The 1,492-nt window shown below is 49.8% G+C and carries 1 protein-coding gene; it reads right to left on the reverse strand.

What is annotated here, in order from left to right:
- A partial coding sequence (locus Q0236_RS11455; protein WP_297918113.1) for a hypothetical protein occupies nucleotides 1-1,492 on the reverse strand: 1,492 nt, incomplete at both ends.

The raw sequence follows: 1,492 nt of genomic DNA on the forward strand, positions 1-1,492 counted from the left end.
TCGCCGTGGACGACAAAATATCATTAAGACCGAAATTCTCCATCAAAAGCGGAATACGAACGCGCGCCAAAACCCCTTCGCCTGGCTCGCTCGCGCTCTTTTTCAAAAACGAAATTTTAATCCTATGCGCGATGCCTATGAAACGCGGCTTAAGCTCGATGAGCCTAGCTCTAGGCGCTTGCGGTAGCGAGATAGGACGCGAAGTGCTTGCAATAGGCAGAGCCTGCGGACGCCCCGTCAGGCGCGCGCTCTCTTTCGCAGGCGCTTTGCGCACAGGCTTGCCATAGAAATTTACGGGCTTAGTCGCAAAAGTTGATTCGCTCCCAAAAGCAGCAGACGCGGGCTCATCACCAAGCGCCCCCTCCGCCATAGAAGAAGCAAACGTAGAATTCTCACCCGTTAACGCAGACTGCGCGGATTGCTCAAATTCGGGCACAAATTTATTTCCCACTTGCGGCGGCAAATTCGAAGGGCGCCACTCTTGTGCGGAGCTTTTCTGTGCTAAATTTTGCTCGTCGGAATTTTTTAGCGCGTAATTTTGCCCTTTTGCCAAAAATATTGAATCCTCACCGACTAAATTCTCATCTTGAGGCGCGAATTCCAAAGCATTTTCTAAGGTAAAATTTGCGGCACGGCAGCTAGCAAATTTAGCGCTTTGCCCCTTGGAAAACTCGGAGCCTTGAGGCTTGCAATCATTTACGCACTTTATATCAAGCGCAGAATTTACGAAAGTGGAATTTTTTGATGCAGAGCTTTGTACCGTAGAATTTTTACTTCGTAAGTCCGTGCCCTGCTCTGCTACAAACGAATTTTCAGCTGCAAAATTCTCTATTTGCGCCATAAAATTAGAATTTTGCGACTCAAATGCGGAATCTTTCACGAGCGCAGAGCTTTGCGTGGAAGCAAAATTTCGCGATGCAGGAATGAAGCTTTGCCCTTTGGCAGAATTCGCAGGCGCAGAGCTTTGCGGCATAAAATTTTTACTCCTCGCATTTGCGCTCTCTTCGAAACTAGCGGCGAGCCCCACGCTCATATCATCCTGCGCAGCGTCATTTTGCAAAATTAAATTCTCGCGCGTCGTATCCCACGCGGTATCTGCGCAAAATTCCGCCTGAGCCACACCATAAAATTCTGCTTGCGAAACATCTTGAAATTCTGCCTGCGAAGTAAAGCCTTGCGCACTCTGAGCGCTGCGCGCAGAAAAATCTCGCTCGCCGCGCCTTGCGTTTGTAGCATACGAAGTCTTTGCCAAGCTGTCATTTGCCTCTGGCGAAACTGCCCCCGAATCTCCGCCGCAAAAACTACCAAAATCGCAGATGCCGTCAAACTCCTCATAGCCATCTGCCGCGCGGAGACGATCTGCGCGGGCTTTCTTTTTGGGCGTAGAAGAGAGCGTGAGCCTGCCTGCAAGCTCGCGTCCGCCGGAGTTTAAAATCCCAAAAATTCTAGCTCTAAATCGTTCGAACTGCTCGCCACTGAGCGAAATTTTGTC

It is taken from the genome of uncultured Campylobacter sp., assembly GCF_938031315.1.
Taxonomy (GTDB): domain Bacteria; phylum Campylobacterota; class Campylobacteria; order Campylobacterales; family Campylobacteraceae; genus Campylobacter_B.